The sequence below is a fragment of the Pantoea sp. B_9 genome (assembly GCF_008632015.1).
In the GTDB taxonomy this organism is placed as follows: domain Bacteria; phylum Pseudomonadota; class Gammaproteobacteria; order Enterobacterales; family Enterobacteriaceae; genus Pantoea; species Pantoea dispersa.
The window spans coordinates 527,152-552,200 of record NZ_VWVL01000001.1 but is presented as its reverse complement, the minus strand read 5'-3'; the positions used below and the strand labels follow the sequence as shown (position 1 = coordinate 552,200).

The window sequence follows — 25,049 nt, the reverse complement described above, 5'->3', positions numbered from 1 at the left end:
GAGTTATGCATGGCAAACCTGCCAGAAAAAGAGAAACTGGTGCGCAACTTCAATCGTTGCGCCAACTGGGAAGAGAAGTACCTCTACATCATTGAACTCGGGGCAAAATTACCAGAATCCTCTGAAAGCTTGCATCAGCCGCAGTACGTCATTTCCGGCTGTCAGAGTCAGGTATGGATTCGCATGACCCCACAGGCTGACGGCACCATTGCTTTTGAAGGTGACAGCGATGCCGCCATCGTTAAGGGCTTGATTGCCGTGGTATTTAGCCTGTATCAGGGTCTGAAAGCGCCAGAGATTCTGGCACTGGATGTCGCCCACTGGTTTGGCGAACTGGCCCTGACGCAACACCTCACCCCTTCGCGTTCGCAGGGGCTGGAAGCGATGATTCGCGCGATCCGGCATAACGCACAGTCTCTCAGCTAAGTTACACTCTCCAGACCCCGGCCATGACCGGGGTCTGTTCCATCCGACAAAGAGAAAATTGCATGAAACCTGCGCTTCGTTTAGCCGGTGCATTGCTGTTGTCCTGTTTCGGACTGTCTGCACCTGCGTTTGCTACGGAATACCCCCTGCCAGCCGCTGATAGCCGTTTGATTGGCGAAAACACCCTGACCACCGTCCCGGATGACAAACGGCCGCTGGAGAGCATTGCCGCGCGTTATAAGATAGGCATGCTTGGCATGCTGGAAGCCAACCCGGGCGTCGACCCCTGGCTGCCGAAAGCCGGAACGCAGCTTACCGTGCCGCTGCAGATGCTGCTGCCGGATGCGCCGCGTGAAGGCATCGTGATCAACCTGGCCGAACTGCGTCTCTACTACTATCCCAAAGGGGAAAATCGCGTCGTGGTTTATCCGATCGGCATCGGCCAGTTGGGTGCCGCCACACCGAGCATGGTGACAAGTATCAGCCAGAAAATCCCTAACCCCACCTGGACGCCCACCGTCAATATCCGCAAACGCTACGCCAAAGAGGGCATCACGCTGCCCGCGATGGTGCCTGCCGGGCCGGATAACCCGATGGGGCTGTTTGCGCTGCGTCTGGCGCGCGGCAGCGGCCAGTATCTGATTCACGGCACCAACGCCGACTTCGGCATCGGGATGCGCGTCAGCTCCGGCTGTATTCGTTTGCGCCCGGACGATATCGAAGCGCTGTTTAACAGCGTGCCGCAGGGTACACGCGTACAGGTGATTAACCAGCCGATCAAATATGCCATCGAACCCGACGGCAAACGCTACATCGAGGTACACCAGCCGCTGTCGCGTAATGAACATGACGATCCGCAGACCATGCCAATTGCGCTGAGCGCGCCGCTGAAAGCCTTTATAAAGAGTGCGAAGAGCGACAGTGCGCTGATTAAGGCGGCGATTGAACGTCGTTCAGGCATGCCGGTACTGGTGAGCAGTGGGGAACCGGTGAATGAGGCGACGCCGCTGCCGGCAGTGCTGCAGACGCAGCAGGGGGCAACAGGCGGTGCGCAAGCCACCATCAGTCAGGCGCAGGGCGAAGCCGCTGCGACACCGTGATTCAGGGCCAGCTGACGGCAGAATCCGGACAAAAAAAATGGTGCCACAAGGGCACCATTTTTCAAACCAGAACTCTTACTTACGGTAAGAGTGAGCCTGGTTGTCCAGACGCTGGTTAGCGCGAGCTGCGTCGTCTTTAGCAGCCTGAACGTCAGAACGGATTGCGTTCACGTCGTTGCTCAGCTGGTCAACTTTAGCGTTCAGAGTCTGAACGTCTGAAGACAGCTGGTCGATTTTAGCGTTGCTTGAGCAACCAGCCAGCAGAGTTGAACCCAGGATTACCGCGCCCAGTACCAGTTTAGTACGATTCATTATTTATACCCTCTAGATTGAGTTAATCTCCATGTAGCGTTACAAGTATTACACAAAGCTTTTTAAGTTGAGAATAAATTTTTGATGAGAACATGCTTAAATTTGATCGTTCGCTCAAAGAAGCAGCGTTTCGCAGAACATGATGAAAATATTTAGCGAAAACAGAGAGATTTAATCGGATTAACCTTAATTCTGCGGGATATTGAATAGTTATTATCGATTGGAATTTTCCGCTTTCTGTCTTAGGCGCGGAATAAAAAAAAGCGCCCCGAAAGGCGCTCTTTTAAATAAACATCACCGGCTCGATCAGAGTACGTGCACCGACGCGGTGTTGGTGGTTCCGCTCGGTACCAGCGCACCCGAAACCATCACCACGACATCGCCTTTCTGCGCGTAGCCGCTCTGCAGCGCCATCTCTTTGCCGATGCGGTAGAAATCATCGGTCGAGGCGATTTCGCTCACCAGACGCGTTTCAATCCCTTTGCTGAGGATCAGCTGACGCGCAGTGGTCTGGTTAGTGGTCAGGGCCAGAATGGTGGCATCCGGGAAGTATTTACGCACGGATTTAGCTGACTTACCGCCTTCGGTCGCCACCACAATCACCGGCGCTTCCAGTTTCTCAGCGGTCTCAACGGCGCCACGGCACACTGCTTCAGTGATACGCAGCTTGCGCGAATCCTGCAGGGAATCAATGCGCGATTTCATCACGCGATCGGTACGCTCGCAGATGGTCGCCATGATGGTGACCGACTCCAGCGGGTATTTACCCTTGGCGCTCTCACCGGACAGCATCACCGCGTCGGTGCCGTCGAGGATGGCGTTGGCCACGTCGCCGGCTTCAGCACGGGTAGGGCGCGGGTTCTTGATCATGGAATCCAGCATCTGCGTCGCGGTGATTACCACTTTGCGCGCTTTATTACACTTCTTGATCATCATCTTCTGCGCGAAGATCACTTCTTCAACCGGGATTTCCACACCGAGGTCACCACGCGCGACCATGATGCCGTCAGAGGCTTCCAGGATCTCGTCGAAGTTGTTCAGGCCTTCCTGGTTTTCGATCTTGGAGATGATCTGAATGTGCTCACCGCCGTGGGCTTTCAGGTGCTCACGGATTTCCAGCACGTCAGAACGTTTACGGATGAAGGAAGCCGCAACGAAATCCACGCCTTGCTCGCAGCCGAAGATCAGATCACGTTTGTCTTTTTCCGCCAGCGCCGGCAGCTGAATGGACACGCCCGGCAGGTTGACGCCTTTGTTTTCGCCAAGGTCGCCATTGTTCAGCACTTTACACACCACGGTGTTTTCCGTGACTTCGGTGACTTCCATCCCGATCAGACCATCGTCGACCAGCACGGTGTTACCAATTTTCAGGTCTTCGGTGAAGCCGGCGTAAGTAACGGCAACGCGCTCGCTGTTACCAATCACTGACTGATCGGTGGTGAAGGTGAAGGTCTGGCCAGCTTTCAGGGACACATCGTTGCCACCGTCCAGTTTCATGGTACGGATTTCCGGGCCTTTGGTGTCCAGCAGAATCGCGGCCTGGCGACCGGTTTTTTCCATGACGGCACGCATGTTGGTGATGCGCTGACCATGTTCGGCATAATCCCCGTGAGAGAAGTTCAGGCGCATGACGTTCATGCCCGCTTCCAGCAGTTGAGTCAGCATCTCTTCGGATTCGGTTTTCGGACCGATAGTACAAACGATCTTGGTCTTTTTCATGTCAGATTTCTGTAAGTTGTGATGGATGATAAAGGTCGGGGTTCGATGCGCCTGGCACCGAAGTAAAAATCTGTTTGGTGTTGGTACCTTTGCCACAGAAGTAAGAATAGGTGACGACGGCTAAGCGTGCAGAGAAGTTATGCGCCGGGCGGAGAGACCGTAGCGACGGCGTTGCGCAAATGATGTAAGTGGCTGGCATAGGCACGTTAGCGCTGAAACCTTTCAGGTGGAACAACGCGGCATAGTATAGTCGCTAAGTATGCGAAAACCAATATAAAAGCAGAGGGAGAAAACCGACTCAGATCAAGGAAAGGCGAGTTGCGCAAGGGAAATAACAGCAAAAGTGGTGCGCTCTAATGGACTCGAACCATCGACCCCCACCATGTCAAGGTGGTGCTCTAACCAACTGAGCTAAGAGCGCATTTCAGAAATCTGGTGCGTCCGAGTGGACTCGAACCACCGACCCCCACCATGTCAAGGTGGTGCTCTAACCAACTGAGCTACGGACGCACTTGGTGCGCTCTAATGGACTCGAACCATCGACCCCCACCATGTCAAGGTGGTGCTCTAACCAACTGAGCTAAGAGCGCAACACGCTGTCAGGGCGACAGCGGGGACGAATATTAACGGCAGGCCGTGATGCTGGCAAGCGGAAAAGTGATTTTTCCTGACGACTGACCAGCAACTGTGCTATGCGTCGTTTTTTTCGCCATTGCGGGCCAAATAAACGCCCGCTCAGCCACTTAGCGCGCGGCGCGCGCCAGAATCACCTGCGCCGGTAAACGCTGCAGACGGCGGATGCGCCAGATCATCATCACCGCCGCCGACGTCAGACCGACGATAAATCCGCACCAGAAACCGGCCGGCCCCAGCGGTGCCACCACCCAGTCGGTCAGCGCCAGCACGTAACCCACCGGCAGCCCCAGCACCCAGTAGGCGATCAGGGTAATAAAGAAGATCGAGCGCGTGTCCTTATAGCCGCGCAGGATACCGCTGCCGATCACCTGAATCGAATCCGAGAACTGGTAGATGGCCGCCAGCAGCATCAGCTGCGCCGCCAGGGTAATCACTTCCGGATTCGCGGTATAGAGCGCGGCAATATCGTGGCGGAAGGTCACGGTAAACAGCGCGGTGATCGCCGCCATGGTGATACCCACGCCCTGACCGGTCCACGCGGCGATGCGGGCCTGTTCGGCCGAGCCCTGGCCCAGACGGTAGCCGACGCGAATGGTGGTGGCGACGCCGAGCGACAGCGGCAGCACAAACATCAGCGAGCTAAAGTTGAGCGCGATCTGATGACCAGCGACTTTCACAATGCCGAGCGGCGACACCAGCAGCGCCACCACGGCAAACAGCGTGACCTCGAAAAACAGCGCCAGCGCGACCGGTAATCCCAGCGTGAACAGGCGCGTCAGAATGGCGCGCGACGGTGGCGACCAGCGGTTATGCATGCGGATATCGCGCATGGCCGGCATGCGCTTCAGCCAGAAGCGCATCACCAGATACATCACCCAGTAAACCGACGCGGTGGCGACGCCACAGCCCACGCCGCCCAGCGCAGGCATACCGAAATGGCCGTAAATAAAAACATAGTTCAGCGGAATGTTGGTCAGCAGGCCGAGGAAACCCAGCAGCATCGCCGGCTTAGTCTTCGATAGCCCTTCACACTGATTACGTGCCACTTGGAAAAACAGGTAGCCCGGTGCGCCCCACAGCAGCGCGTGCAGATAACCTTCTGCTTTGGCCGCCAGCTGAGGATCAATGTCATGCATGGTGTGAATCAGGTAGCCGGCGTTCCACAGCACCACCATAATCAGCAGCGCCACGCCCGCCGCCAGCCAGTACCCCTGGCGCACCTGTTCTGCGATGCGTTCGCGTCGCCCGGATCCGTTGAGTTGCGCAACGGTTGGCGTCAATGCCAGCAGCAGACCATGACCAAACAAAATGGCGGGAAGCCAGATAGAGGTGCCGACAGCAACGGCGGCCATATCCGTGGCGCTCACCGCACCGGCCATTATGGTATCCACAAATCCCATCGCGGTCTGTGCCACCTGAGCAAGGATGACCGGGATCGCGAGGGCCAGCAATTGACGCGCTTCTGTTAAATACTTCTGCACGTATCACCTGCGTAATTTAAGAAGAGAGCGGGGTGAAATCCCCAAAGAATGCGCGACCTAGTGTAGCGGTAGCCCGCACTTCCGCCAAACATTGATCGCATTTGGTTGCGCCATTTGTGTAAAGTTTGCGCGCCGGCAAATTAAACCTTGCGGCGCAAGCTGTGATAAACTGCCACAAACTTCGCAGAGGCTGAAATTATGTTTACCGGAATTGTGCAGGGCACGGCAGAAATTGTCGCCATTGAAGAAAAAGAGTTGTTCCGCACCCACACCGTGCGCTTGCCTGCTGAGCTGCTGCCCGGCCTGGCGCTGGGCGCCTCGGTAGCGCACAACGGGTGCTGCCTGACGGTGACCGCCATTGACGGCGATCGCGTCAGCTTCGATCTCATCAAAGAGACGCTGCGCATCACCAACCTCGGTGAATTACAGGTTGGTGACATCGTGAATATTGAGCGCGCCGCGAAATTCAGCGATGAAATTGGCGGACACCTGATGTCCGGCCATATTATGACCACCGCCGAAATCTGTAAAATTATCCAGTCAGAGAATAACCGCGAAGTGTGGTTTAAATTACAGGACGCTGAGCAGATCAAATATATTCTGCATAAAGGATTCGTCGGCATCGATGGTATCAGCCTGACAGTCGGTGATGTCACCAAAAGTAAGTTCTGCGTGCATCTGATCCCGGAAACGCTGGAGCGCACCACGCTGGGCGCGAAGAAGCTGGGGCATCGGGTCAATATCGAAATCGATCCGCATACCCAGGCGATTGTCGACACCGTCGAACGTGTGCTGGCGCAGCGTGATGCCGCGGCCGCGCTGGCGGCACAAACGCTGCCGGACGCGGAGTAATCGCGAATAAAAAAGGCGCGGTAAGCGCCTTTTATCCTGGCTCGGAAATTAACGCGCCACGCGCAAACCGCCTTCGGCGCCGCGGCTGAAAACTACCTGCCACAGCTGAATATCCCGCGCGCGAAACGCACCGGCGCAGGCGTTGAGGTAATAGCTGAACATCCGTTCGAAACGCTCGCCATACTTCTCCGCCAGCTGCGGCCATGCCGCCTGGAATCGCTCGTACCAGGCCATCAGCGTAGTGTCATAATCCGCGCCAAAGTTATGCCAGTCTTCCATGATGAAGTGAGATTCGCTGGCATCGGCGATCTGCCGTACCGACGGTAAACAGCCGTTGGGGAAAATGTATTTATCGATCCACGGGTCGACGTTCATGTCGGTTCTGATCGCCCCAATGGTGTGCAGCAAAAACAGGCCTTCCGGTTTCAGGTTACGATCAACCACATCGAAGTAGGTGGCATAGTTTTTCGGCCCGACGTGTTCGAACATGCCCACCGATACGATGCGGTCAAACTGCTGGTTCAAATCACGGTAATCCTGCAGCAGAATGGTCACATCCAGACCGGCACAGCGCTGCTGCGCCATTTTCTGCTGCTCGGCAGAGATAGTCACGCCATGCACTTTCACCCCGTAATGACGCGCGGCGAATTCCGCCAGCCCGCCCCAGCCGCAGCCGATATCCAGTAGCGTCATGCCCGGCTCAAGCTGCAGCTTGCGGCAGATCATATCCAGCTTGTCCTGCTGTGCCTGCTCCAGCGTTTCCGCGCTTTTCCAGTAGCCGCAGGAGTACTGCATAAACGGATCGAGCATCAGTGAAAACAGGTCGTTGCCAAGATCGTAGTGCTCTTTACCAACAATCCAGGCGCGTTTCTTTGACTGCAGATTGGTGAGGCGTGCCGCGGCAATGCGCAGCGTATCTTTAAAATGGTGCGGTAACTGCTTATCCAGATGATGTTTCAGCACGCGGTGGAAGAACATATCCAGACGTTCACAGTCCCACCAGCCGTCCATGTAGCTTTCACCGAGGCCCAGCGATCCCTCCTGCAGGACCCGTTTGAAAAAATCCGCATGTCTGACCTGAATATCCCAGGGGCGTGTGCCGTTGATGTGAATGTCCGCCCGCTCCAGTAATTCATGGGCGATACGAAACCATTGGTTTTCTTCAAGGCTCACTTCTTCTATACACGATGAACTCATAGCTTCTCCATCACCTTTCCGATTTGAACCTGAGAAAAAGAATAGTCAAATTCCTCAGGCCTGTGAGAGAACTCACGGAAAATCCGTGCGCCAGATAGCCGACGTATTACAGAGGTATGAATCTGAATAGAGATGTCTGCCACAACTCCGGAGGTGAATATCGTGCAGACGCCATCCCAGCGACAGTGTCGCTAAAAAATACGCTCATTATGTTATTGATTTGTTACAGAAATGCTGACCCACTGAGTATATGCTCACGCAGGTCAGTATTCAATGGCTTATCGTTAGTTTGCTAACGATAATCGTTGCCTTAACAATTATCTTCGCAGGGACGGGAAGCGTGAGCAATATCACTTTGTGCGCTGGCGCTGCGCTGCCACAGGAAACCAGCCCACGCGAGGATCACCGTGGCCACCATGACCAGCGTGGTATGTAACAGCGCCTGCTGCAGACCGGCGGAAACAATCAGGCTGGCGAGGAAGCATAAGCCCAGCTGAAGCAGATTCTGCAGGCCGGCCGCTTTGCCGGTGGCCTGCGGGAACGGGGCAAGGGCACTGGACACCACAATCGGGTAAATCGCGCCATTGGCCAGCGCCATACTGCAGAACGGCAGCAGCAGAGCCACCAGTGGCGGCGTGGTGATCAGCGCCACCGCAAACAGGCCCAGAATGCTCAGACTGTAAATCATCAGCAGCCACGGCAGCAGCTGCGCACCCTGAAAACGGTTCAGCAGGGCGCGACAGCCAAATCCGCCCAGCAGGAAGGCGATGGTCTGCGGAATATAGCTCAGACCAATGTCCGCCGGGCTCAGACCCGCGGCGGCGAGGATAAACGGCGAGCCGGTCAGCCAGGCGAAGAAACTGGCGGAGCAGGCGGCATAAATCAGTACGTTACCGCTGTAAATACGCGTCGCCAGCAGCGTCAGCCAGCCCGGCTGCGGCGTGCTATCGTGGCGCGCACGCGGCGCGCTGGCCAGTTTCAGCGTGCCGAACAGCAGCACCAGCGTCACCAGCGTGAGCGCGAGGAAGATGGCGCGCCAGTGAAAATGGGCCATCAGCCAGGCACCCAGCAGCGGTGCCAGCGCCGGTGACAGCGCCACCAGCGGCATAATCGTGGCAAATACTTTGTTGGCTTTGGCCTGCGGATAGCGGTCAACCACCAGCGCCTGCCAGCTCACTGCTGCGGCGCACACGCCTACCGCCTGCACAAAGCGCAGCACCAGCATCAGCCAGACGTTAGTCACCCACAGCATGGCAAGACAGCTCAGCGCAAACAGGCTCAGGCCCGCCAGTAAAATCGGCTTACGGCCGAAGCGGTCCGACAGCACACCCCACAGCACCTGCGCAAAGGCAAAGCCGCCCAGAAACAAGCTCAGGCTGGCGCTGATGGTGCCCGGTGCGGAAGCAAAGTCGCGCTGCATGGCGCCGAAGGCGGGTAAATACATATCGGTGGCCAGGAAGCCGAGCATGCTCAGCACGGCAAGGTAAGGCAGAAATCCTTTGGATGACAGCATGGTTTTTCTCATTCGGCAGGTTGAACGGCGGGGAGTGTAAAAGGGTGCGGCGGGCTTTGTGAAACGCTAATATTTGCAGGGTGCTGTTAAAATTTTTGAAGGGAAAATTATGTGGTCAGAATATGCGCTTGAAGTGGTGGACGCGGTAGCGCGCACCGGCAGTTTTAGCGCGGCGGCGCAGGAGCTGCACCGCGTGCCCTCTGCCATCAGCTATACCGTGCGCCAGCTGGAAGGCTGGCTGGCGGTACCGCTGTTTGAGCGGCAGCATCGCGAAGTGGTGCTGACGGCAGCAGGCGAGCATTTTGTGCGTGAAGGGCGTTCTGTTATCAAAAAAATGCTGGCCACGCGCCGTCAATGTCAGCAGCTGGCTAACGGCTGGCGCGGTCAGCTCAGCATCGCGGTAGATTGCATCGTCAAACCGCAGCGCACCCGCCAGCTGGTAAAGGATTTTTACCGCCATTTCCCCGATATGGAGCTGATCATCAGCTACGAAGTATTTAACGGCGTGTGGGACGCGCTGGCTGATGGTCGTGTCGATGTGGCGATTGGCGCCACCCAGGCCATTCCGGTCGGCGGCCGCTTCGCCTTTCAGGATATGGGCGCGCTCAACTGGCGCTGCGTGGTGAGTCCGCAGCATGCGCTGGCCCACAGTCCGCAGCTGGATGACGAAACCCTGCGCGCCTGGCCGTCGCTGGTGCTGGAAGATACGTCGCGCGCGCTGCCGCGCCGCATGACGTGGACGCTGGATAACCAGCGGCGGCTGGTGGTGCCGGAGTGGGAAACCGGGCTGGATTGCCTGCAGGCCGGATTGTGCGTGGGCATGGTGCCGGGGCACCTGGCGCGCCCGCTGCTGGACAGCGGCGCGCTGGTGGAGCTGGCGTTGCCGCAGCCGTTTCCGGACAGCCCGTGTTGCGTCAGCTGGTCTGAGCAGCGCGCGTCACCGGCGCTGGCGTGGTTGCTGGAATATCTGGGCGATGCGGAGACGCTGAACCACGAGTGGCTCAGCGAGAAGGCGGCTTAACGGCGGTAATCGCGGAACGGGCCATCGGCCACGGAGCGGCGCTCAATCAGCGTGGGCTGCACTTCAATGGTCTGCGGTTCTTCGCGTTTGCTGGTGATGCGGTCCAGCAGCATCTCCAGTGCCTTTTCCCCCAGCTGGGCTTTCGGCTGGTGCACGGTTGTCAGCGCCGGGGTAAAGTAGCGCGCATTGCGCACATTGTCATAGCCAATCACCGAAATATCCTGCGGCACGCGCAGTCCCATCTCGTCGGCTGCGCAAATCGCGCCCATCGCCATGATATCGCCGCCGCAGAATACCGCCGTCGGGCGCTGTTTCTGGTTCAGAATCTGCTGCATTGCCTGATAACCTGACTCCGGTTCGAAGTCACCCTGCACAATCCACTCGGGACGGACGCTGATGCCCGCTTCCTGCATCGCCTGCAGAAAACCCGCATGACGACCGCCACCGGTGTTGCGCTCCATCTGGCCAGGGATAGCACCGATATCGCGATGGCCGCGCTCAATCAGGTATCGTCCGGCGAGGTAACCGCCGTGGAACGCATTGTCCTGCACGGTATCGGTAAAGTCCCCGCGCGATTCGCCCCAGTCCATGACCACCATCGGGATATTGCGGTTCTCTTCCAGCATCTGCAGCAGATCGTCGGGATATTCGGAGCACATGACCAGCAGGCCATCGACGCGCTTTTGCGCCATCATCGACAAATAGGCACGCTGTTTTTGCAGATCGTTGTGCGCGTTGCCGAGAATCAGCGTGTAGCCACGCTCAAAGCAGTGATTCTCCACGGCTTCAATAATTTCGGCGAAGTAGGGCGCTTCGCTGGAGGTCGCCAGCAGGCCCAGCGTCTTGGTGTGATTCACCTTCAGGCTGCGGGCCACCGCGCTCGGTGAGTAATGCAGCGCTTTAATCGCTTCCCATACGGCGTTACGCGTCTCTTCCGCGACAAAACGCGTTTTGTTGATGACATGCGAAACCGTGGTGGTTGAGACCCCGGCGCGTTTCGCCACATCTTTAATGGTTGCCATGAAATGGTACTCCTGGGCTTATCGCAACTTACTGATAAGTATATTGTTAAACGTTTGCGTCTGCTAATGGTTTTGCGCCCTGAATATCAGGGCTAATCTGCTTAATCGGGCAGGGAAACATCCTTCAGCAGGCTGTCAATGCAGCATGCGCTAAATCTGTTGCGCAACGAAAGGCGGCGATTCTAGCAAGCCGGGGCGGATAACACGAGATTTTTGCCCATCACTGTGCGAAAATTATTTAACCATGCAAACTGTGTGACTAAGGAGTTGTGATGAGTACCGATTTAAAACTGGCATTGACCACCACCGCCGCTGCTCTGCTGATGATTATTGCCTTTAGCTTTACCGCCATTCTGCATTAATAAAAAAGCCGGTGCTGCTGAACAGCCACCGGCTTTTTTGTTGCGCAACGCTGAGGTTAGCGCACGGTTTTCGGCGTCATCATACGGCGTGCGCCAACGTAATGCTTCTGCCAGTAATCCTCGCCCAGCGCGCTAATCTGAATATCCTTCCCGGTGCGCGGAGACTGAATGAATTTACCATTGCCCAGATAAACCCCGACATGGTCGGCGGTGCCGCGGTTGTTGATGCGGAAGAACACCAGATCGCCTTTCTCCAGCATCTCGCGCTTAATCGGCGCGGCGTCGCGCAGGTGATACATCTCATTGGCGGTGCGGGGAAATTTAAACTTCACCAGGTCTTTGTAGGCGTACCACACTAAACCACTGCAGTCGAAACCGGTATGCGGTGAGGTGCCTCCCCACTGATACGGTTTACCCAGCTGGCCCATCAGTTTCGTCATCGCGGTTTCACGTGCTTTTTGATAGCGCAGGCGGTGGGCTTTGCTCATTTTAATGCCGCTCAACTGCTGCACTTCATCATCAACGGCAACGTCACGCGATTTTTTCGCCAGCCGCTGATGACCATATTTTTTCGCACTGAGCTTAAGTGAGGATTTGCGCTGCGTGGTGTGCTGAAGTACCGTTTCGCTTTTCTGCTGTTTTTTCAGCCTGAACTTCTGTACTGACGTCAGGCGTGACTTTTTGCTGGTGGTTTTCACCGGGCGTCGTTTGCGACGCTCATCTTCACGCGCGTTCTTTTTCTCCGCTTTCTGCAAACTGGCATTAACCGGCGCATGCGGAGAAGCCGCCGCCACATTAAAGAACAGTTGGGCAAAAGCCAGTATGAAAAGCGTAATCAGTAAACGCATAGTCCGGTTACAGGTTAAGCCGTCGGCAGGAAGCCAGACCGCGGTAAAGTTAGAAAAATCTGATCGACGATCAGCACCGGGGCAATTCTAATCCACTTTTTTTGCAAAAGGTAAGGTCTTTTTCCATTAATCTGTCACGGTACTGAAAGTGGGGCAAAAATGAGCGATTTCAGCTGCTTAACCCAGCGGAATTATTGCTAATTATTAATTGATTAATGCTTATTAATGATATGAAAATGTTATTCGTTGCGCGCGAACTTAACAAACATGGCGATATGGGCCGGCTAAGGCAAAATCCCGTTTTCAGTCGCGGGGCGAAGTCGCTACAATAAACAAACACGAAGTGAAGGATTAAGGAAGGCAAAAATGAGTACTGTTGAAAAAATTCAGCGCCAGATCGCAGAAAACCCGATCCTGCTGTACATGAAAGGTTCGCCGAAACTGCCAAGCTGCGGTTTCTCTGCGCAGGCGGTACAGGCGCTGTCTGCCTGTGGTGAGCGCTTTGCGTACGTAGACATTCTGCAAAATCCGGATATCCGCGCTGAGTTACCGAAATACGCCAACTGGCCAACTTTCCCGCAGCTGTGGGTGGATGGCGAGCTGGTCGGCGGCTGTGACATCATCGTTGAGATGTTCCAGCGCGGCGAACTGCAACCGCTGATCAAAGAGACCGCTGAGAAGCACAAAGAAGCAGAATAAGAAAAAGGCCGACAGCAGTGTCGGCCTTTTTTTTGGCTGCGGTCTGACGGGCCTCAGGCCGAGGCATCGTCTTCGGCCGGCTCTTCACTCACCGCCAGCGGCCAGCCGCCGAGGCGTTTCCAGCGATTCACCAGTTCGCAAAACAGCGTGGCGGTCTGTTCGGTATCGTACAGCGCCGAGTGCGCCTGAGTGCTGTCAAAATCTATCCCCGCCGCTTTACAGGCCTTCGCCAGTACCGTTTGTCCCAGCACCAGCCCGCTCAGTGCGGCGGTGTCAAAGGTGGCGAACGGGTGGAACGGGTTACGCTTCATGCCGGTGCGCTCTGCTGCCGCCATCAGAAAATTATGATCAAAGGTGGCATTGTGCGCCACGATAATCGCCCGGTTACAGCCGCTGTCTTTGGTGCCTTTACGCACCATTTTGAAAATGGCGTGCAGCGCCTCATATTCACTCACCGCGCCGCGCAGCGGATTGCTGGGGTCGATGCCGGTAAACGCCAGCGCTTCGGGATTGAGAATCGCCCCTTCGAACGGCTCCACGTGGAAATGCAGGGTTTCATCGCGGTGCAGCCAGCCATCCTCATCCATTTTTAACGTGGTGGCGGCGATTTCCAGCAGCGCATCGGTTTGCGCATTGAAACCGGCGGTTTCAACGTCAATCACCACAGGATAAAAACCACGGAAGCGTTGATGGAGAGCGTTTAAGGCGTTCGATTCAGACATCAGGATCTCATTGCAGGAAATGGGGCAGCGCGCATTATGGCAAAAATCGGCGCAGGGTGCAGCAGGAGAGGGAAGTCAGCCCGCAAATTAGCAGGCTGACTAACGGCATTAGTTGCCGAGGCCGTGACCGGCGTGTTTGTTTTCGATCAGCTCGATTTTGTAGCCGTCCGGATCTTCCACGAAAGCGATGATGGTGCTGCCGCCTTTGACCGGGCCGGCTTCACGCGTGACGTTACCGCCCGCCTGACGGATGCGGTCGCAAGTCGCCGCGACATCATCTACGCCCAGCGCGATGTGGCCGTAGGCATTGCCGAGGTCGTATTTATCCACGCCCCAGTTGTAGGTCAGCTCAATGACCGCACCTTCGCTCTCTTCGGTATAACCCACGAAAGCCAGGGTGTATTTATATTCGGTGTTTTCGCTCTGACGCAGCACGCGCATGCCCAGCACGCGGGTGTAAAAATCGATGGAGCGCTGCAGATCGCCAACGCGTAACATAGTGTGAAGTAAACGCATAACATCCTCTTTTTAAAAGTCATCAGGGAACCCGCTTAGTATAGCGAGGGAATGCCCTGAAGAAAGCACGCGGCCGCACATCCGCTGCGGCCGCGTTTGACTTACAGTGTCGGGTAGTCGGTGTAACCTTCCGCGCCGCCGCCGTAGAAGCTCTCCGGACGCTGCGGGTTAAGCGGTGCATCCTGCTGCAGGCGCGCCACCAGATCCGGGTTGGCGATGAAGTCACGGCCAAAGGCCACCGCGTCAATCAGGCCACGCGCAATCAGATCGTCCGCTTTTTCCACGGTGTAGGCACCGGCACCGATAATCACGCCCGGGAAGGCGGCGCGCACTTTCTGGCGGAACTCATCGGTGTAAGGCTTACCGCCCGCCCAGTCTGGCTCAGACAGGTGCAGGTAGGCGAGGCCGCGCTTGCCCAGTTCGCTGATGTACCACAGTGCCGCTTCTTCTTCATCCGGACCGTTTTCCAGATTCTGGAAGGCGCCGATGGGCGAGATACGGATACCGATGCGATCGGCTGACCAGTTAGCAATTGCCGCATCGACCACTTCCAGCGCGAAACGGCCGCGCTTCTCAATCGAACCGCCGTATTCATCGGTACGCTGGTTAGAACCCGGTGCGAGGAACTGATGCATCAGATAGCCGTGCGCAGAGTGCAGTTCCAGCAGATCAAAATCGGCGTCGCGCGCATTGGCTGCCGCCTGACCGAAGTCTTTAACGATCTGCTGAATTTCTGCCACGCTCAGTTCACGCGGCATGGAGGTATCTTCGCGATATACGCTGCCGTCGGCGGCGCGCAGCGAGGTGCGGGTGCCAGCGGCGATCGCGGACGGTGCGACCGGCGCTTTGCCATCCGGCTGCACGCTATTATGCGAGATGCGGCCGGTGTGCCACAGCTGAACGGCGCTGTGACCGTGCGCGGCGTGAATGCCTTCGTTAATCATTTTCCACGCAGCAATTTGCTCTGCGGTGTGTAAACCCGGCGCACCGGCGTAGCCTTTCGCCTGGAACGAAACCTGGGTGGCTTCGGTAATGATCAGACCCGCGCTGGCGCGCTGCTGATAATACTCCGCCATCAGCGGGGTAGGAATATCGCCCGGTTCAATGCTGCGCAGACGCGTCAGCGGCGCCATAAAGACACGGTTAGGTACGGTAATCGCGCCCACTTTCAGCGGGGTGAACAGCTGTTTACTCGCCATGATGACTCCTGTAATAGACCGGTCGTCTAGAAATTGCCGTTTTTAAAAATCAGCGGTGATTAAGCCACTGTTCGATGGTGTCGAGCGCCAGGCTAATCGGCCCGGGCTCACGTGAAATCTTGCTCTGCAGGCTGGCACCCAGCCACAGCAGATAACAGCGTTGCGCCAGCTGCTGCGGGCTTTGCCCATAGGGCAGCGGCTGTTCGGCTGCGACCTCCGTCAGACAGCGTGCGTAAGCCGCCGTGATGGCCGCAGCACCGCGCTGCAGCGCATCGCGCATCGGCTCTGACAGATCGCACACTTCGCCGGAAAGCTTAACGCCCAGACAGCCGACGATGTGACCCTGCTCAATAAACAGCCGTTCCGCGTAGCGAAAATGCTGCAATAAGCGTTCGCGTGCAGTAACGCCGGGCTGGGTCAGCTGCTGTTCAACCTGCTGCTGATAGTTGACGAAATAGCGCTCCAGCAGCGCCACACCGAACGCTTCTTTCGAGCGGAAGTAGTGGTAAAACGAGCCTTTCGGCACTTCCGCCAGCGCCAGCATTTCGCTCAACCCCATGCCGGTGAAACCGCGCTGCAGGCAGACCTGCTCGCCGGTGGCGAGCAGATGTTCACGGGTTTCGTTGCGTTGCACTGTCTTGTTCATGGCAGGCAGAGTATTAGACCAGTCGGTCTAATGCAATCCTCAGGCGCGATTCTGGCACGATTTGATCATATCCAGCTGCGGCTGATACTGCTGCGTCTGGATGTTGAACAGGCCGAGCACCGTGTGGAACAGATTATCCTGCGACACCGCTGTCTCTGCCGCCTGCTGGCGCAGACAGGCCTGATCAATGTGATACGCCGCGGCGTAGCCCGGCGACATCCACAGCAGCAGCGGGATGTGCGTCTGCTGCGACGGCGCAAACAGGTACGGCGCACCGTGCAGGTACATGCCGTGTTCGCCCAGCGATTCGCCATGGTCGGACAGGTACACCAGCGCCACGTTAAAGCGATCGCTCAGACCCTTCAGCTTATCGATGGTGCGACTCAGCATATCGTCGGTATACAGCAGCGAGTTATCGTAGGTGTTGACCAGCGCCTGGTGATCGCAATCCTGTATCTGATTGCTGTCGCAGGTCGGCGTAAAGCGCTGGAACGCGGCCGGGTAGCGCTTAAAGTAAGCCGGACCGTGGCTGCCCATCTGGTGCAGTACAATGATGCCGTCATTGTGCAGGCTGTCGACATAGTTATCAAAGCGATGCAGTAAGACGTCATCGAGGCAGAAGCCATCGTGGCAGTATTGTGGCAGCTGCCACTGCGTCATATCGGTATGCGGCACGCGGTCACAGGCACCCTTGCAGCCGCCGTCGTTTTCGCGCCACAACACACTGACTCCGGCATGGGCCAGCACATCCAGCACGCCTTCCTGATGATGGGCGAGGTTCGCGTCATAGTGCTCGCGTGGCATATTCGAGAACATGCACGGCACCGAAATGGCGGTTTCCGTGCCGCAGGAGCTGGCGTTGGGATAATAAATCACCTGCTGCTTTTTCAGCTGTGGGTTGGTGTCGCGCGCATAGCCGCCGAGGGAGAAGTTCTCCGCGCGCGCAGTTTCGCCCACCACCAGCACCACCAGCATCTTCTTCGGCTCGGCGGTGATTAGCGGTCCTTTCTTCGCATCTTCGCCAATCTTTACCAGCGCCTGGCTGCCCTGCAGATAACGCTGATCGACATAATGGCCGGTGCCGCTGACAATATTGGCTGGGGTGATCATCTTCACCAGGCCTTTGTTATTGCGGATCAGCGAAGCATAGTCTTTGTAGAACAGCACAGCCATCAGCAGAATCACCAGTACGGCACCGAGCGCACTGGCGAGGCGCTGCAGCAGGTTCCACCACCAGCGCTGGCGATTGCTGATGCGGACGCTGCACACCAGCGCGACCGGAAGAATGCCCATCAGCAGCATCCAGATGACATAGTTGCGGCTCATCAGCGCGCCGGTTTCCTGCGCATTCGACTCAAACACGTTTTCGATCATGTTGGTGTCGATGACCGTACCAAAGCTGTGCATAAAGTAGTTGGCGGCGGCGCTGGCGAGAATCAGCACAATCAGCAGTGGTTTGCGTATCCACGGCCAGGCCAGTAGCGAGAAGAGCAGATAAAACGCCGCGACCAGCACCACCGGCATGCTGGCGGCGAACAGATAATCATGCACGCGGGTGTAGGGGATAATTTCCCACGCGCGCAGTAAAAACAGGGCATTGAGGACAAAGGCAAAGAACAACGCGGCCAGTAAATTAAAACTGTTATCGTGACACTGTAACTTAGAGATCAGTTTCATGGAGACTCATCGGAATAACGGAATATGACAATCGTATGAATTGAAGATGAGGAAAACCTTAACCGCGTCTCCTTACCTGATTGATTCCCTGACTATTGCCACGGTGTCGGAAGCTGGCGTGGTTGTCGCCGTGTACAGTACCAGTAATAACGGTTTATGCCTTGCACTATGTCACTAAGCTGTTATCAATAAGAGTGGATAGGTTCATTGCGGAGGTGATGTGGCTGAGCAATTAGAGTTTTTTCCGGTTCCGAGCCCCTGTCGCGGTATCTGCCAGAGCGATGCGCGCGGCTATTGCCGTGGCTGTCTGCGCAGCCGGGAGGAGCGCTTCAACTGGATGAAATTCAGCGATGCGCAAAAACGCGAGGTGCTGCGCCTGTGTCGCCAGCGCCTGTTGCGCCTGCAGCGTCAGCAAAAAGTGGATGAAAATCCTGATCCACAGCAACCGGAGCTGTTTTAAGAAAACGCGCCGTGCGCATTTGGTTATACTCGCGCTTTCGCTATTGCGCAGAAGGGAGTTTAACCATGTTACAACCGCACGCTATTGCCCCGCAGGGACCCGCTTTTTCGCCGCTGATTGCCGGTTACTGGCGGCTGATGGAGTGGGGCATGACGCCACAACAGCTGGTGCAGTTTATTGAGCATCATCTGGCATTGGGCATCACCACCGTTGACCACGCCGACATCTATGGCGACTATCGCTGTGAAGCCGCGTTCGGCGAAGCGCTGCGCCTTGCACCGCAGCTGCGTCAGCAACTGCAAATCGTCACCAAGTGCGGCATTGCCACCCGCGCGAAACCGGAACATAAAATCGGTCACTACATCACCGAAGCCAGCCACATCCTGCACAGTGCGGAAAATTCGCTGCGCCACTTTGCCACCGATTATCTCGATCTGCTGTTGATTCACCGTCCGGATCCGTTAATGGATGCGGATGAAATCGCCGACGCCTTCCTGCAGCTGCATCAGAGTGGCAAGGTGCGTTATTTTGGCGTGTCCAACTTTACCGCTGCGCAGTTCACGCTGCTGCAATCCCGTCTGCCGTTTAGCCTGGTCACCAATCAGCTGGAAATCTCACCGCTGGAGCAGTCGGCGCTGCTCGACGGCACGCTCGACCAGTGCCAGCAGACGCGTATGCGCCCGATGGCGTGGTCGTGCCTCGGTGGCGGCCGCCTGTTTAACGATCCGCACTACCAGCCGCTGCGCGATGAGCTGGAACAGGTGCGTCAGGAGATCGGTGCCAGCAATATCGAGCAGGTGGTCTATGCCTGGGTAATGAAGCTGCCCAGTCGTCCGCTGCCGATTATCGGTTCCGGTAAAACCGCGCGCGTCAGCGACGCGGTGAAAGCCTGTGAACTGACGCTGGATCGCCAGCAGTGGTTCCGTATTCGCAAGGCGGCACTCGGCTACGATGTGCCCTGAAGCGTAAATCTGCGTCAAACTACGGCAGCCTGGGCAAAAGCGGTCCAGGCTTAGAGGGAATCTGAACCGTAAGGAGACGTTATGAAAAAAACCATTATGGCCGTGCTGACGCTGGTGTGTGCTGCCGGTGCACACGCGGCGTCAGAAGACGTGACGCTGCATCAGGTGACGGCGCAGGGTATCGGTGAGTCGATCGGTAAGGTGACCATCAGCGAAACCCCGTATGGCCTGCAGTTCGCGCCGGCGCTGAGCGGGCTGAAACCCGGCATTCACGGCTTTCACGTCCACGCTAAAGGCAGCTGTGAGCCCGGCGAATCCGCCGGCAAAATCGTGGCGGCGGGCGCGGCGGGCGGTCACCTCGATCCGCACAACAGCGGCAAGCACCTCGGTCCGTACGCTGACGGTCACCTCGGCGATTTGCCCGCGCTGTATGTCACCGACGACGGTAAAGCCAGCTATCCCGTGGTGGCGCCCCGTCTGAAATCGCTGAGCGAGATCAAAGGCAAAGCGTTGATGGTGCACGTCGGCGGCGATAACCATGCTGACCATCCGCAACCGCTTGGCGGTGGCGGGGCACGTCTGGCCTGCGGCGTGATCTGACCACCGGGCGGCGACGGGCCTGACCCGCCGCCGCCGCGCAGAAAAATTCTGACCCATTTTCCTGCTACTCAGCGGCAACATTCCATCCTATGATGTTGATTCAGGAACGGAACCGCTCAGGGGCAGGCATGAAAACGCGTGGGATTTTGCTGTTGTGTTTAGCGCTGGTGGGCTGCGATCGCCCGAATGATACCCAGCTGCGACTGGAGGCCAGCCGTCAGCTGCAGCGAGATATAGATACCAATCCGCTGCGCGCCAGTTGTGAAAATATTGCCCGCGGCCGTGAATGGCTGACGCAGCATACCCTGCAGCGGCTGCAAGCCAAAGGCTGTCAGAATGTCCTGCGCAGCGCCACCGAAACCAATTTCACCCATACCGAAATCCGCCGTCACAGCATCACCGTGGTGTGCGGCGGCATTCAGGGCACCAGTTTTACCGGCAGCACGCTGGCACGGCGCTTTATCTACTCGTCGGACGAGAAAGCGCTGGTGATCGAACCGATGTCCGAGCAGGATAAAACCCGCTTTGAAGGGCAGAAGACCCTGCAACAGCTGCACGATGACTTTAATCGGCAGTTTACCCAGTACTGTGAATGATCAATCCGGCACCGCCTGACGCAGCTGCGCCAGCGAACAGCGCAGGCGCCACAAAATACCCGCCAGGGTATTCGCGTCGCTCTCCGGCTGCCCCTGAAGCTGATCAATGGCCTGCTGCAGCGTATCCAGCGCGGTCTGCAGCGAGTCGTGACGCACACCGCGCAAACTCATAATGCGCTGCAAATCCTGCAGACTGCTGTTGCGCAGCTGCGCCAGCGCCGGTGAGCGGGGTTGCCAGGCGCGCAGCTGCCAGACAATGTGCGAACAGTTCAGTAGCACCACGCCCCAGCGCAGCAGCCACAGGCGCGCCTGCTCATCACGGCTGTGGCTCAGCTGGCTGATGTGATGATAAATCTGCGATTCAAACCGGCTTTCACTCAGGCGCGGCTGGCGACGTAGCTGATCGAGAAAAGCGTGGCGCAGCGCCCGGATATGGCGTCGGCTGCGGCGCGCATCAGAACCCGGCTGTAACACCTGAAACGCCAGCCACGCCAGCAGGACGCCACACACTTTTGCCAGGTTATCGTTAAGGAAGCTCTGGAAATCCCAGTCTGGCGGATTACTTACCGCGATAAACGATCCCATAAACACAATAAACTGGCCCCACAGCGCGGCGCGTTGCTTCTGTTGCAGCTTAAACAGTTGCAGCGTCAGCAGCAGCGGGAACAGCAGCAGCAAAAACTGCCACAGCGCGCTGATTTGCACCATCAGACCAAACTGCAGCACAAAGCTGAACAGCGACAGCCACAGCAGCGTTTTCAGCAGCAGCGACACGCTGCCGCCGGGCGAAGGCGATGACGAGTAGAGCACGCAGGCAATAGCGGTAAGCGTCAGCGCGGCGGCGCCAGCGTCCCACTGGGTCCCGATCCAGAACGCGCAGCCCAGCATGATCACGCTAAACGTGCGCAGCGCACTCCAGCCAGCTTCGGCACTGTCGCTGGCACGTGCCAGTGCTGGCGCGTACGGTGGCTGGAAACGGGTGTCAGCGTCGGCGCGCTCGATCAGGCGAATCCAGCGCTCCACATTCAGCCACACCCAGCAGAAGTAGCGCAGCCGCTGGACAAAAGCACGTTGGCGGAAATCACCGTGCACGTCCGGCGTGATGCTGCGCAGAATCTGCGCCAGCCGGTATTTATCACACTGCGGCTGCGCCAGTTCGTGCAGCAGCTGTTGCATTGCGCTGTAAAGCGCCGGCGGCGCGTCGGGCCAGTTAAGCAGCATGCGCCGCAGGCTGGAGAGCACGCTGGTCAGGCGCAGCTGCTGATGCAGCACGTAGTTAAGCACGTTATTTTGCCGGCGGAAGCGATAGTGGCTCCAGAAGGCCTGAATGCGCAGCAGATTCATGGTGAGGATTTGGCTGATCACCGTTTCGTGGGCGGTGCGCACATTTTCCGTGTTGCTCTGCTGCAACAGCAGCACCGCGTGGTCAAGCAGGCGGGTGTGCATCTGGCGCAGCGATAGCATCAGTGCGCTGCCGTCCGAGGTGCTGGGCAGGATCATCATCATCAGCCCAGCACAGAGAATCCCGACGATCACTTCGCACACGCGCGCCTGGGTGATGTCCCACAGCTGGCTGACGTCGCTAACGTTAACGCTGCTGAAGGCGATAATCGCGGCGGTGTAACCGGCCAGTGAAAAGGCGTAGGCCACATTGTTCTGAAAATGGCTGGCGACCCAGGTGCAGAGCGCCAGCCAGCCGGCCATGAAAAAGGCAAACAGCCACGGTTCGTTGAGCGTATGACCGGCAATCAGCAGCGCGGCGCTGGCACCGAGCAGGCTGCCGACGATGCGGCCCGGGCTTTTGCTGATGGCGCCGCCGACGGTGGGAAAACTCACCACCGCGGCGGACGTCATGGCCCAGTAAGGCTGATCCAGCTGCAGCGCATACGCCAGGGTGAGCGCCAGACACATCGCGATTGCGTTACGTAACGCATAGCGCCACTCGCCGCCGGTTGCCTTTATCCACGGCAGATTGTGCCAGGCCAGCCACTGCAGATTCATACCGGCCTCAGTGCGCGACAGAGATGGTGCAGGTGGTACCGGCCACCAGCGGCACATTATCCGGTACCGCGTTTAGCCGGATACGCACCGGAACGCGCTGCGCCAGCCTGACCCAGGGCACGTTGGGTTTGATATCGGGCACCAGACCGCCGTCGCTGGCGATGCTTTGATCGTAAATGGCGCGCCCGATACTCTCCACCTGGCCCTGCAGTCGTGCGCCGTTGCTATACAGCACGATTTGCGCCGCCGCGCCGGGCTGGATATGGCGCAGTTTGGTCTCTTCGAAATAGCCCATCACATAGTAAGAGTGGCTGTCGACCAGCGCGAACAGTGGCGTACCGGCGGTCGCGTAATTGCCGGCACGCAGCGTCAGGTTACTGACCCAGCCGTCGGTCGGTGCCGTCACCGTGGTTTGCTGCAGGTTCCAGCGCGCCTGATCGAGCATCGCCTGTGCGGCTTTCGCTGTGGCGGCCGCCGCATTCGCGTTGAGGCGCGCCGCGTCCATATCTTCAGCGGAGATCACGTTACGCGGCAGGCTGGCACGGCGATCCGCCTCATGCTGCGCTTTGGCGAGGTCGGCCTGCGCCTTCGCCAACTGGGCCTGCGCATTGGCCAGCGCAATCTGCCACGGCACCGGATCCAGCGTCAGCAGCACCTCGCCTTTATGCACGAACTGATTGTCGCGCACGGCCAGCGTGCTAATACGGCCGGAGACCTCGGGCGTCACGTCCACCAGTTCAGCGCGCACTTTGCCATCGCGCGTCCACGGGGCCTGCATGTAGTAGTTCCACATCCACCAGCCTGCGAGCAGCGCCAGGGCAAACACCACAAGGGTAGAAAAGTACTTAAAGGGGTTGAATTTCATGGTGATTTATCCGAGGCTCAGTATCCACAGTGCGCCGCTCACGCACAGAACAAACAGTGAGAGATCCATTAAGGTGGGGTGCCAGACATCGCCGGAGTAGATCCAGCCGCGCAGCAGCGGATGAATCAGCAGCCAGAAAAAGAAGCCCAGCAGCACCGCTTTGAACAGCGGCGGGAAGAACAGTGAGGCACCGAACACCAGATCGGTCAGCGGCGCCGTCGCGGTGAGCGCGAAGATTGACACGTGGCATCATCCTTTTTACCCGGGCACGGTTAAATCAAGTGTAGACAGCGGGCGTGCCGTCTGGCCCGGGATTTGTAATTTGTCCTGTAAACTCGCAGAATAGTGTAAAATCTGGCTTGATAGCTAGCAAGCTAATTATAAGGAGATGAAATGGATACGCCGCTTGGAACAGATCTGTCTCGCCTGGTGCGCATCTGGCGCGCGTTGATCGACCAGCGTCTGAAGCCGCTTGAGTTGACACAAACCCACTGGGTGACGTTGCACAATATTCATCAACTCCCGCCAGAGCAGTCGCAGATTCAGCTGGCGAAAGCCATCGGTATTGAGCAGCCGTCGCTGGTGCGTACGCTGGATCAGCTGGAAGAGAAGGGGCTCATCACCCGCGCCACCTGCGCTAACGATCGCCGCGCCAAGCGCATCAAGCTGACCCGTCAGGCTGAGCCGATCATTGAGCAGGTCGAAAACGTGATAGACGCGACGCGTGACGACATCCTCTCCGGCATCAGCCTCGAAGAGATCAATCAGATGGTGACGCTGATTGCCCGGCTGGAAAAAAACATTCTCGAGTTGCAGAACCGCGAGAAATAAAACAACCGACGCACTGGCGTCGGTTTTTTTTATCTTTGCGCTTAGCGCGGAGAGACGGTGACCTGGCTGCCGTTGGAGGCCATCACCACGCGCTGGCCGACCGAGTAACGGCTGGCGGACTGCTTCTGCACCACCATAATGGTATTGCCGTCATCCTTACGGATCTCCAGCTCTACGCCGTCAGATTTGTTGAGCGCACCCTGCACGCCCTGACCGGCTACGCCGCCCAGTACCGCACCCCCGGCCGTTGCCAGACTGCGCCCTGCGCCGCCGCCGATGGTGTTACCGAGGAAACCACCCAGCACCGCACCGCCAATGGCACCGATCACATTACTGTCATCGCCGCCCTGAATTTTTACCGGACGCACGGATACCAGCGTACCGTATGAGACGCTTTGAACCTGCTTGGCTTCGCTGGCGCTGTAAACATCGCCGGAAAGGGTATCGTTATTAACACAGCCAGCCAGCGTGATACCCGCCAGGGCTACGGCTACGAAACGCTTAATCATGAGAAAGCTCCTTAATGCAAAAAAACGCCATATTCTCGTCCTGTACTGCAACAGTATAAGTCAGAAAATGGTCAATTGACGCGATGTCCGAACAATATGCGGCTGGGCCGAAGCATAGACCACCGCCCATCAACAAAAATTCAATTGCCGGATGAAAATAGTTTGCTGCCGGAATGCGTGTCGCAGCGCAGTTGAAAAGCGGAAATTTATCATAGAATTAGCCCCGGTAATTTGCCAGGCTAAACACAGATGCATTGCAGGCCCGCAAACGGGTAAG

The 25,049-nt window shown here is 57.4% G+C and carries 27 protein-coding genes and 3 tRNA genes; 11 read left to right on the top strand and 19 right to left on the bottom strand.

Going from position 1 to position 25,049, the window contains the following annotated elements:
- Nucleotides 1–9 precede the first annotated feature (9 nt).
- Nucleotides 10–426: a cysteine desulfuration protein SufE gene (gene sufE / locus F3I21_RS02605; protein WP_021506228.1), complete on the top strand. Its 417-nt coding sequence runs from the start codon at nt 10–12 to the stop codon at nt 424–426.
- A 62-nt stretch (nt 427–488) separates the two neighbouring features.
- Nucleotides 489–1,526 carry a L,D-transpeptidase family protein gene (locus F3I21_RS02600; protein WP_150058221.1) on the top strand — a complete coding sequence of 346 codons (1,038 nt, stop codon included), beginning with the start codon at nt 489–491 and terminating at the stop codon, nt 1,524–1,526.
- 75 nt (nt 1,527–1,601) lie between these two features.
- On the opposite strand, the gene F3I21_RS02595 is transcribed toward F3I21_RS02600, so the two are convergent.
- The 6 genes from F3I21_RS02595 to F3I21_RS02570 form a co-directional block, all read right to left on the bottom strand.
- Entirely contained in the window at nt 1,602–1,838 is a 237-nt protein-coding gene (locus tag F3I21_RS02595; RefSeq protein ID WP_007374746.1) for a major outer membrane lipoprotein, read from the bottom strand.
- 306 nt (nt 1,839–2,144) lie between these two features.
- Complete coding sequence (gene pykF / locus F3I21_RS02590; protein ID WP_021506226.1) at nt 2,145–3,557, bottom strand: pyruvate kinase PykF; 1,413 nt, start codon at nt 3,555–3,557, stop codon at nt 2,145–2,147.
- 344 nt (nt 3,558–3,901) lie between these two features.
- Nucleotides 3,902–3,978, bottom strand: a tRNA-Val gene (locus F3I21_RS02585).
- 12 nt (nt 3,979–3,990) lie between these two features.
- Nucleotides 3,991–4,067, bottom strand: a tRNA-Val gene (locus tag F3I21_RS02580).
- Nucleotides 4,068–4,070: 3 nt separating this feature from the next.
- A tRNA-Val gene (locus F3I21_RS02575) sits at nt 4,071–4,147 on the bottom strand.
- 153 nt (nt 4,148–4,300) lie between these two features.
- Nucleotides 4,301–5,674, bottom strand: coding sequence for an MATE family efflux transporter (locus F3I21_RS02570; RefSeq protein WP_150058219.1), 1,374 nt, complete (start codon nt 5,672–5,674; stop codon nt 4,301–4,303).
- A gap of 198 nt (nt 5,675–5,872) precedes the next feature.
- Here F3I21_RS02570 and F3I21_RS02565 point away from each other — a divergent pair, with 198 nt between their 5' ends.
- Nucleotides 5,873–6,526, top strand: coding sequence for a riboflavin synthase subunit alpha (locus tag F3I21_RS02565; RefSeq protein WP_127833971.1), 654 nt, complete (start codon nt 5,873–5,875; stop codon nt 6,524–6,526).
- A 48-nt stretch (nt 6,527–6,574) separates the two neighbouring features.
- On the opposite strand, the gene cfa is transcribed toward F3I21_RS02565, so the two are convergent.
- Nucleotides 6,575–7,723: a cyclopropane fatty acyl phospholipid synthase gene (gene cfa / locus F3I21_RS02560; protein ID WP_150058217.1), complete on the bottom strand. Its 1,149-nt coding sequence runs from the start codon at nt 7,721–7,723 to the stop codon at nt 6,575–6,577.
- Nucleotides 7,724–8,033: 310 nt separating this feature from the next.
- On the bottom strand, nt 8,034–9,236 hold the full coding sequence (punC, locus tag F3I21_RS02555) for a purine nucleoside transporter PunC (RefSeq protein WP_150058215.1): 1,203 nt from the start codon (nt 9,234–9,236) through the stop codon (nt 8,034–8,036).
- 109 nt (nt 9,237–9,345) lie between these two features.
- On the opposite strand from punC, the gene punR reads away from it, so the two are divergent.
- On the top strand, nt 9,346–10,257 hold the full coding sequence (punR, locus tag F3I21_RS02550) for a DNA-binding transcriptional activator PunR (RefSeq protein WP_059011034.1): 912 nt from the start codon (nt 9,346–9,348) through the stop codon (nt 10,255–10,257).
- On the opposite strand, the gene purR is transcribed toward punR, so the two are convergent.
- Nucleotides 10,254–11,279, bottom strand: coding sequence for an HTH-type transcriptional repressor PurR (gene purR / locus F3I21_RS02545; RefSeq protein WP_021506220.1), 1,026 nt, complete (start codon nt 11,277–11,279; stop codon nt 10,254–10,256). The genes punR and purR overlap by 4 nt on opposite strands.
- A gap of 272 nt (nt 11,280–11,551) precedes the next feature.
- Here purR and F3I21_RS02540 point away from each other — a divergent pair, with 272 nt between their 5' ends.
- Nucleotides 11,552–11,641 carry a YnhF family membrane protein gene (locus tag F3I21_RS02540; RefSeq protein WP_021506219.1) on the top strand — a complete coding sequence of 30 codons (90 nt, stop codon included), beginning with the start codon at nt 11,552–11,554 and terminating at the stop codon, nt 11,639–11,641.
- Between the two features lie 56 nt (nt 11,642–11,697).
- Here F3I21_RS02540 and F3I21_RS02535 read toward each other — a convergent pair whose 3' ends face one another.
- Entirely contained in the window at nt 11,698–12,489 is a 792-nt protein-coding gene (locus F3I21_RS02535; RefSeq protein WP_058757687.1) for a C40 family peptidase, read from the bottom strand.
- A gap of 366 nt (nt 12,490–12,855) precedes the next feature.
- Here F3I21_RS02535 and F3I21_RS02530 point away from each other — a divergent pair, with 366 nt between their 5' ends.
- Complete coding sequence (locus tag F3I21_RS02530) at nt 12,856–13,188, top strand: Grx4 family monothiol glutaredoxin (protein ID WP_021506217.1); 333 nt, start codon at nt 12,856–12,858, stop codon at nt 13,186–13,188.
- 53 nt (nt 13,189–13,241) lie between these two features.
- On the opposite strand, the gene rnt is transcribed toward F3I21_RS02530, so the two are convergent.
- The 5 genes from rnt to eptA all read right to left on the bottom strand — a co-directional run bounded on the left by rnt (nt 13,242) and on the right by eptA (nt 17,948).
- Nucleotides 13,242–13,910 (bottom strand): ribonuclease T, encoded by a 669-nt coding sequence (gene rnt, locus F3I21_RS02525; RefSeq protein WP_021506216.1) that lies wholly within the window; start codon nt 13,908–13,910, stop codon nt 13,242–13,244.
- Between the two features lie 108 nt (nt 13,911–14,018).
- Nucleotides 14,019–14,426: a lactoylglutathione lyase gene (gene gloA / locus F3I21_RS02520; protein WP_021314698.1), complete on the bottom strand. Its 408-nt coding sequence runs from the start codon at nt 14,424–14,426 to the stop codon at nt 14,019–14,021.
- Between the two features lie 101 nt (nt 14,427–14,527).
- Nucleotides 14,528–15,625: an alkene reductase gene (locus F3I21_RS02515; protein WP_058776267.1), complete on the bottom strand. Its 1,098-nt coding sequence runs from the start codon at nt 15,623–15,625 to the stop codon at nt 14,528–14,530.
- 49 nt (nt 15,626–15,674) lie between these two features.
- Nucleotides 15,675–16,271 carry a TetR/AcrR family transcriptional regulator gene (locus F3I21_RS02510; RefSeq protein WP_150058213.1) on the bottom strand — a complete coding sequence of 199 codons (597 nt, stop codon included), beginning with the start codon at nt 16,269–16,271 and terminating at the stop codon, nt 15,675–15,677.
- A gap of 39 nt (nt 16,272–16,310) precedes the next feature.
- Nucleotides 16,311–17,948, bottom strand: a complete 1,638-nt coding sequence (gene eptA / locus F3I21_RS02505; RefSeq protein WP_150058211.1) for a phosphoethanolamine transferase EptA — start codon at nt 17,946–17,948, stop codon at nt 16,311–16,313.
- Nucleotides 17,949–18,168: 220 nt separating this feature from the next.
- On the opposite strand from eptA, the gene F3I21_RS02500 reads away from it, so the two are divergent.
- From F3I21_RS02500 to F3I21_RS02485, 4 genes are all read left to right on the top strand, one after another.
- A complete protein-coding gene (locus F3I21_RS02500; RefSeq protein ID WP_021506211.1) occupies nt 18,169–18,408 on the top strand; it encodes a DUF1289 domain-containing protein in 240 nt (79 codons plus the stop codon).
- 65 nt (nt 18,409–18,473) lie between these two features.
- Nucleotides 18,474–19,370, top strand: a complete 897-nt coding sequence (locus tag F3I21_RS02495; protein WP_021506210.1) for an aldo/keto reductase family oxidoreductase — start codon at nt 18,474–18,476, stop codon at nt 19,368–19,370.
- Nucleotides 19,371–19,451: 81 nt separating this feature from the next.
- On the top strand, nt 19,452–19,970 hold the full coding sequence (sodC, locus tag F3I21_RS02490; protein WP_150058209.1) for a superoxide dismutase family protein: 519 nt from the start codon (nt 19,452–19,454) through the stop codon (nt 19,968–19,970).
- Nucleotides 19,971–20,098: 128 nt separating this feature from the next.
- On the top strand, nt 20,099–20,566 hold the full coding sequence (locus F3I21_RS02485) for a hypothetical protein (protein WP_150058207.1): 468 nt from the start codon (nt 20,099–20,101) through the stop codon (nt 20,564–20,566).
- Here the strand turns inward: F3I21_RS02485 and F3I21_RS02480 are convergent, their stop codons facing one another.
- From F3I21_RS02480 to F3I21_RS02470, 3 genes are read right to left on the bottom strand one after another with little or no spacing between them, the layout of a single operon-like run.
- Nucleotides 20,567–22,567 carry an FUSC family protein gene (locus F3I21_RS02480; RefSeq protein ID WP_150058205.1) on the bottom strand — a complete coding sequence of 667 codons (2,001 nt, stop codon included), beginning with the start codon at nt 22,565–22,567 and terminating at the stop codon, nt 20,567–20,569. It lies immediately after the preceding gene.
- A 7-nt stretch (nt 22,568–22,574) separates the two neighbouring features.
- Complete coding sequence (locus tag F3I21_RS02475; RefSeq protein WP_141495501.1) at nt 22,575–23,432, bottom strand: HlyD family secretion protein; 858 nt, start codon at nt 23,430–23,432, stop codon at nt 22,575–22,577.
- A gap of 6 nt (nt 23,433–23,438) precedes the next feature.
- Nucleotides 23,439–23,675, bottom strand: a complete 237-nt coding sequence (locus tag F3I21_RS02470; protein ID WP_021506205.1) for a DUF1656 domain-containing protein — start codon at nt 23,673–23,675, stop codon at nt 23,439–23,441.
- Between the two features lie 150 nt (nt 23,676–23,825).
- Here F3I21_RS02470 and slyA point away from each other — a divergent pair, with 150 nt between their 5' ends.
- On the top strand, nt 23,826–24,263 hold the full coding sequence (gene slyA / locus F3I21_RS02465; RefSeq protein ID WP_010618966.1) for a transcriptional regulator SlyA: 438 nt from the start codon (nt 23,826–23,828) through the stop codon (nt 24,261–24,263).
- Nucleotides 24,264–24,304: 41 nt separating this feature from the next.
- On the opposite strand, the gene slyB is transcribed toward slyA, so the two are convergent.
- Nucleotides 24,305–24,772, bottom strand: coding sequence for an outer membrane lipoprotein SlyB (gene slyB, locus F3I21_RS02460; protein ID WP_021506204.1), 468 nt, complete (start codon nt 24,770–24,772; stop codon nt 24,305–24,307).
- Nucleotides 24,773–25,049 lie beyond the last annotated feature (277 nt).